Origin of the sequence: Mucilaginibacter sp. (assembly GCF_039207105.1) — a bacterium.
Lineage (GTDB): Bacteria > Bacteroidota > Bacteroidia > Sphingobacteriales > Sphingobacteriaceae > Mucilaginibacter.
Genome location: NZ_JBCECK010000221.1, coordinates 1 through 6,576, shown reverse-complemented (window position 1 = coordinate 6,576; position 6,576 = coordinate 1). Strand labels below are relative to the sequence as shown.

4 protein-coding genes are annotated in these 6,576 nt (G+C 45.6%); all 4 read right to left on the bottom strand.

Annotated features, from left to right (window positions below):
* Positions 1-177 precede the first annotated feature (177 nt).
* Positions 178-2,760 (bottom strand): phosphocholine-specific phospholipase C, encoded by a 2,583-nt coding sequence (locus tag AAGC65_RS24145; protein ID WP_343115025.1) that lies wholly within the window; start codon positions 2,758-2,760, stop codon positions 178-180.
* 233 nt (positions 2,761-2,993) lie between these two features.
* Complete coding sequence (locus AAGC65_RS24140; protein ID WP_343115024.1) at positions 2,994-4,160, bottom strand: TIGR03364 family FAD-dependent oxidoreductase; 1,167 nt, start codon at positions 4,158-4,160, stop codon at positions 2,994-2,996.
* Positions 4,161-4,173: 13 nt separating this feature from the next.
* Positions 4,174-5,523 (bottom strand): DUF5690 family protein, encoded by a 1,350-nt coding sequence (locus AAGC65_RS24135; protein ID WP_343115023.1) that lies wholly within the window; start codon positions 5,521-5,523, stop codon positions 4,174-4,176.
* Positions 5,524-5,527: 4 nt separating this feature from the next.
* On the bottom strand, positions 5,528-6,214 hold the full coding sequence (locus AAGC65_RS24130; RefSeq protein ID WP_343115022.1) for an HAD hydrolase-like protein: 687 nt from the start codon (positions 6,212-6,214) through the stop codon (positions 5,528-5,530).
* Positions 6,215-6,576: the final 362 nt, after the last annotated feature.

Below are 6,576 nucleotides of genomic sequence, written 5' to 3'. Positions count from 1 at the left end.
AATTCTATTACCGAATTACTAAACCCTTACAATTGCGAGGAACGAAGCAATCGCGTACTATACAAATTTGCAATGTACAGTATGCGATTGCCACGCTTCGCTCGCAATGACAAGTTGATATAAGCAAAGAGGCCAGGCATAAATGCCCGGCCTCTTTGCTTATAGAATACGTCCTGCTTACGCTATTACCTTCCCCATCAATGGATCGGTATAGCTGTGCTGACCGGTTTCAACACGACCGGCATAGCGTTTTTCAAAAGTTTGGCTGCCGGTTATTTTGATACTGAAATCATACCATCCGTGGCTTTGTGCTAAGTTAAGTAGTTGTGCAGCCTGGCCTTTGGCTGGCACCGCCTTTTGATGGTTATTGGCCTTGTAGGCGTGGTCAATTATTTGAACGGTGTATGGTTTACTACCGGCGTTGGTTAGTTTCAAGGCAATATTGCCGGTAAGCTTGTTGGCAGCGTTATGCTCATATTCGCAGGTTACATCGATCGATGGATCGGCAGTGTTGCCTTTATATTCTCTGAAAAAGCCGTTAGGACCGTAAACGCGCAGGTGATATTCGCCATTTTCAAACTCCTGTAGTGGCCACTGGTCGGCAAGGCTGTCACCAGCGGTAAGGGCATAAGCCCAGGTGCGCAGTGGTTCCATTTGCTGTGGGTTGTCCAGACTGGCATATTTGCCCGGCGCATAAACGTTAAACGGTGAACCTACTGCCTTTTGACCAAAAGCTTTATTGCTTGCGTTGAACTTAATTTCAAACGTTTTTTTATCGGCGCTCAGTTTGCCATCGGCATAAAGCTGGTAAGGCAGGGCGCATGATGGTTTAATACCCGGTTCTTGCTGTGGCATGTGTGGTGATGAATGCGGATCCTGGTTGATTTGCGCTATTTCATCGGCGGTAAGCAGCTTATAGGTAGGTAGTTGTTTAAACTTAGCTTTATGGATGCTCTCTACAAATTCATCTTTTACAACAAATTCAGGTTTGGCTATCTGGTCGCCGGTGTATGGCCGAAACACGCTGGTCAAATCGCCGCAGATGGTACGGCGCCAGGTGCTGATGTTTGGTTCGCTAACTTTTTTACCTGTTTTCTTAGTTAAAAACTCTTCCAGGAACTGTAAGGTCGAGGTATGGTCAAACACTTCAGAGTTTACCCAGCCGCCTTTGCTCCAGGGCGAAGCAATAACCAGCGGTACCCGGTAACCTAAACCAATGGAACTTTCACGGTTATATATTTCAGGAAAGCCATTGCGGGCTTTTTCCTGCTCTAAAGTCACAAACTCTACACTGGTATCAATACCTTTAGAGACTAAGCCGGTGCCTACTTTTTTAGAGTGGGGCACTACAAACGGCGGCACGTGATCAAAATAGCCGTCGTTTTCATCATAAGCTAAAATAAATATGGTCTTCTTCCAAACCTCTGGGTTATTGGTCAGTATCTCCATCACTTCTGACAGGTACCATGCACCATACCAAGCCGCGCCGGGATGGTCAGAGAAATTCTCGGGGGCTACCAACCATGATACGGTTGGCAACTGACCTGTTTTTACATCTTCTCTAAATTGGTGCAACACATCTCCCTTAGGTACCAGCAATTCGCGTGGAGTACCGTTATCATCATATTTTAAGGTTTCCAGCTCTCGGTAGTCCTTATCGCCGGTGTTTACAGAAAGGCCTTTTTGATGCAGGTTTTTCTCCAGTTGTGAAAGCCTTGCGAATTTGCCCGGGTCAAGGCTGGCCATTTCCTTCTGGGTGTTTTCCAGATCGCGTTTCTTTTGGCGCAGTTCTCTTTGAAGATGGGTAGCATTTGTATCGCTTGCCGATAAAGCGGCTATTTGTTTTTCCAGCGCGGCTACCTCATCAGGCAAAAGGGTTGATTTTTTTTGCAGGTGAGCTATGTGCTTATCGTACAGGTTTACATGGTACTGGTCAAAAAACTCCAGCGGGTTATCGGTGAAGTTGGATAACCATGCATCATGTTCGCCTTGTAGACCGGTATCAACAGAAAGTTCGTTCTGATACACTTTCCAGGGTATTCCGGCGGCTTCCAGTCGTTCAGGGAAAGTGGCCCATTTTAGCGTACCAAAGTCTGAATCATCATTCCATACATTGGCACGTGAGTTTTCATGCTGCTCCTCGCGAATGGTTCCGCTCCAAAAAAACAGGCGATTCGGTGTAGTACCTGTTAGCGATGAGCAAAAGTTCTGATCGCAAACGGTAAAGGCATCTGCCAGCGCATAGTAAAAAGGAATATCCTCGCGGTTGTAATGCCCCATAGTAAGCGGCATGTGCGCGTAATCTTTATTGCCGGAGTGTTTTACGTTGAGCCATTGGTCATACTTACCATCGTTACGGGCATTTACCTGGTTTGACCAGGAGTGCGGTAACGACGACATCCAGGTTGCCTTAGTGCCTTTGATATCCAAACGGAAAGGGGCATAAGTTTCGCCTTTATTGTTTGATTGCAGCCATACCTTATTTTTATTAGGCAGATCAATAGCCCGGGGATCATTAAAACCACGTACACCTTTCAGCGTGCCATAGGTATGATCAAAAGAGCGGTTTTCCTGCATCAGTATAACTATATGCTCGGCATCCAGATAGGTGCTGCCGGGAGCCGGGTTAATGGCCATAGCCTTTTGTATTGATGCAGGTAAAATGCTTGCAAAGCCGGCAGCTCCGGTAAGCAGGGCCGCTTTTTTAATAAAATCTCTCCGGGTATCAGACATGTGGTAGTTTGTTGTTGTGTAGTCCATAGACGATGGATCATGGTTTATTTCAATATGGTAAATTTACAAATACGTTGCTACGTTGACCAATACAAATTCAACTATACGTTGTCATTTCGAACGAGGTACGAGGAAAAATCTTTTGCGCTGGCTAAATTTGGCGTATAAGATTTCTCACTATCGTTCGAAATGACAGGATGGTAAAACTTGTTTTTCTTTAAACTATGGACTATTGACCATCGTCTATAAACCATAAAAACCTACCCAACCCTGGCGGCTATTACCTGTTCGCACAGACCAAAGGATAGTGTCATGCCGTTGCCGCCGAGGCCGTTAATAACGGTTACCCCGGGCTCAACATCTACTATCAGTTCGGTAGCGCCATTGGTCATTTTAGGGTAGATACCGTGCCACGACTGCAGGAGGCTCCAATCCTTAAAAGTGGCAAAAGTATGTAAGTATTCGGTTATTAAATTATTAATAAATGCCTTGTCAAACGGGTCATGCACCAGGCCATACTCGTGCGAATCGCCGATGGTGAGCTCACCGCTGCCATTTTGCGATACCATGACGTGGATACCCCAATTTAAATGTGTAGCATATTGCTCTTCGTAGCGTTTACGCAGGGCGGGCAATGATGCCGCTGCCTGAAAGCCGGGATAGTGTATCATGGATAAACCACCACACAGCGATGGACCAATACGCCATTCATCAGGCTGGGTAACCAGACGCATCATCTGTAATTTGCACTTGGTTATGGGCGTTTGGGCAAACAGCTCAGGGTAAAGGGTTTCAAACTCGGCACCGCTGCACACAAATATTTCATCGGCCTGCCAGCTTTGGTTGCCTGATATTACTTTAGGATATTCAATACGGCTAATGGCGGTATTCCAATGAAACTCTACACCATATTTTTCGGCCAGGTATTTGGCTACCTGCCCTACGGCCTCGCGCGATTCAATGATCATTTCTTCGCCGCTCCACAAAGCACCCTTTAAACCGTCGGGATTAACCGCTGGTGATTTGGCAAGCGCCTGCGCGGGGTTAAGCAAAGCGCAATCGCGCAAAGTTTGGTTAACTTCTACATATTCCTGAATTACCTGCAATTCATCATCGTGATAGGCCAGATGTAAGGAACCAACCTCGTTGTGCCATATGTTAGCCTCGGTACAAATGGTTTTCCAGATGCTGCGCGATAACATAGCCCGATCAAACATAGGGCCTGTAGCCTGGCCGATAGGCCATATCATCCCAAAATTACGGATGGATGCCCCAACCGCGCGTTCGTTACGTTCAAATACAGTTACCTTATAACCACGCGTGGCTAAGGCTCTGGCGGTGGCTAAGCCCACAATCCCTGCGCCTATGATAATTGCAGAGCCCCCCTGCCCCCTGGAGGGGGAGTTTTTTGATTGATCTTGATTCATATGTTAAATATGATCAGGTTAGTGATGTTATCAGATCATCAGTTTCCGGATCGCTTTTTTTTGAATTTTGACTTTTTAATTTTGAATTTCTGCTTCCTCCGGCGCTTTGTAAAAAGTAGATGAGCGATAGTACACCGCAAATACCGCCTACAACGGCTACAATCATGACGCCTTCTTTAAAAAAGTTGCCCCAGCTGATGTTAGGGCGACCCAATTCTTTTATCAGCAAAATGCTTACACTACCCAGGTAACCCATAGAATCGGCTACATACATGATAAAACCTACATTGCTCCGGTAGTTAAAGGTAGCTATCATCCGCTCAAAAAATATGGCGTTGTAGGGTACGTAACCTAAATAAAGGCCAAGCCCGGCCATCGTCATCCAACTTACGGGGCTTATCAGTTTCAGGGTGAACAGCATGGTTGATACACCAACCAATACGCATCCGCCAATAATGAACAGGTGAATAATGCTGAACGCTCTTAGGTTCTTTTTAACCAGGATAAGTAAACTCATGGCCACCAGAACAATGACCGATATAATAGAATCTATATTGGTATAAATACTATTACTTTTTACGCCAAGATCTGTCCATATCTCTACCTCAAAATTATCGCGTACATCGCGCATAACGGTAAGCAGTACATATATAATAATGGTGAGGATAATGCCCGGTAAAAATCTGGCAAGGAATTGCCTGCGCTCAGCCCCGTTCATAGGGCTGCGTTCGGCACGCTGCTGTTTATCTTCAATGGTTGGTGCAGGCATCAGTTCCATACAAAATACAAATAGTAGCAGGGGCAGTACAAATATGGCTCCTGTTAAAAAGGGCATATGGTATTCGTTCACATGAAAAACGGTTAGCAGTGTACGCCCTACCGTTTTTACAAAGCCCGAGGCAAATATTAAACTGATAGATAATACCGCTGCCATAAATTCGGTAGAACGGCGGCCTTCCAGATACCCGAAAACCAGCCCCCAGATAAGCCCTAATGGGAAGCCGTTTATAAACAGGAAAACAATATTATAAGGCGCCGGTATCACTGCAAAGGCCGCTAAGGCCAGCCAGGCAATGCCAATGAGCGTTAGTATATAACGCGCCCGGTTTTTACTGTTTACTTCGGCAATAAAACGGATTCCATAAAACTTGCTGAAGGTGTAGCCAATAACCTGTGTTATTACCAGCCAAACCTTATAATCAATATGCAGGTATTGCTGCCCGGTAAAGGTACCGGCCGCAAAGGCCTTGCGGAAGGCATACATGGAGGTATACAAACCAAAGGCCGCGACCGCCGCCATTATCGAGACCAGGGAATACGGCCATTTGGCCACCTTTATCCGCAATTGATCCATCAGCTTCATGGTGTTACTGATTTATGATGTCTATTACCTGTGCTATATCATCAATAATATGGGTAGGATTGTAGGTTTCCAGTTCGGCACGGGTAAATATGCCGGTGGTTACGCCTATAGTATATCGGCAGCCCGTGTTCTGGCCTTCGCGCACATCAACCTCAGTATCCCCTACTTTGGCAACCTCCAGTGGGTCGGTAATGCCACCATCATGCATCATTTTTTGGATCATATAAGGATGCGGGCGACCAAGTTCTACCTCATCTGAACCTACTACGTGATCAATCAATCCTTTTTCGCGCCATTGCAGGCGGTTAACAATAGTATCGGCAATGTCACGTGAAAAGCCGGTATTAATACCTACCTGAATACCGGCAGTTCGCAGGGCTGCAAGTGTTTGTTCAACGTGGGGCAGGGGCTCAATACCCGGTTCAAACTGGTAAAAGTTGATCATTTGCTGTACAAACTCCTTATGGATGATGTTTACCAGCTCGTCGGTAATGAGGGTGGTATTTGCTTCGTGCTCATGAAGCATTTTACGGATAGCCAGTGTTTTTTCGTAACCCATCAGTGGGTCAATTTTAGCTATCTCCACCTCATATCCTGATTTTTTCATCGCAGCCTGAAAGGCTTTGCTTACCTCATGATCGTCTTTTACCGTAGTGCCGGCAATGTCAAATACTACTAATTTAATGGCCATAATAACGTGTAATAAAGTTTAGCAATACTAAACTTTATTTATTAATACCAAACTAAGTTAGTGTTAAGGTTGGGTTAAGGGGACAACTCACCAAGTCATTGCTTCGCTGGACTGCCCTCGTCTCCTGCGGCAGAAAGAGGGTAAATATGTCATTGCAAGGAGGAACGACGAAGCAATCGCGAACTATGTATGTTATCTCTATAGAGTTCGCGATTGCCACGCTACGCTCGCAATGACAAATTTTAGCGATGTCGGGGTGAGTCTTCTCCACCATTAAAAAATCTCTACTTTTTTTCTTCAAAAAAATAAATCACCAGCATGATGGCAGTTATCTTTCCCAGGTTTTTTGGGGTGTGTGGGAT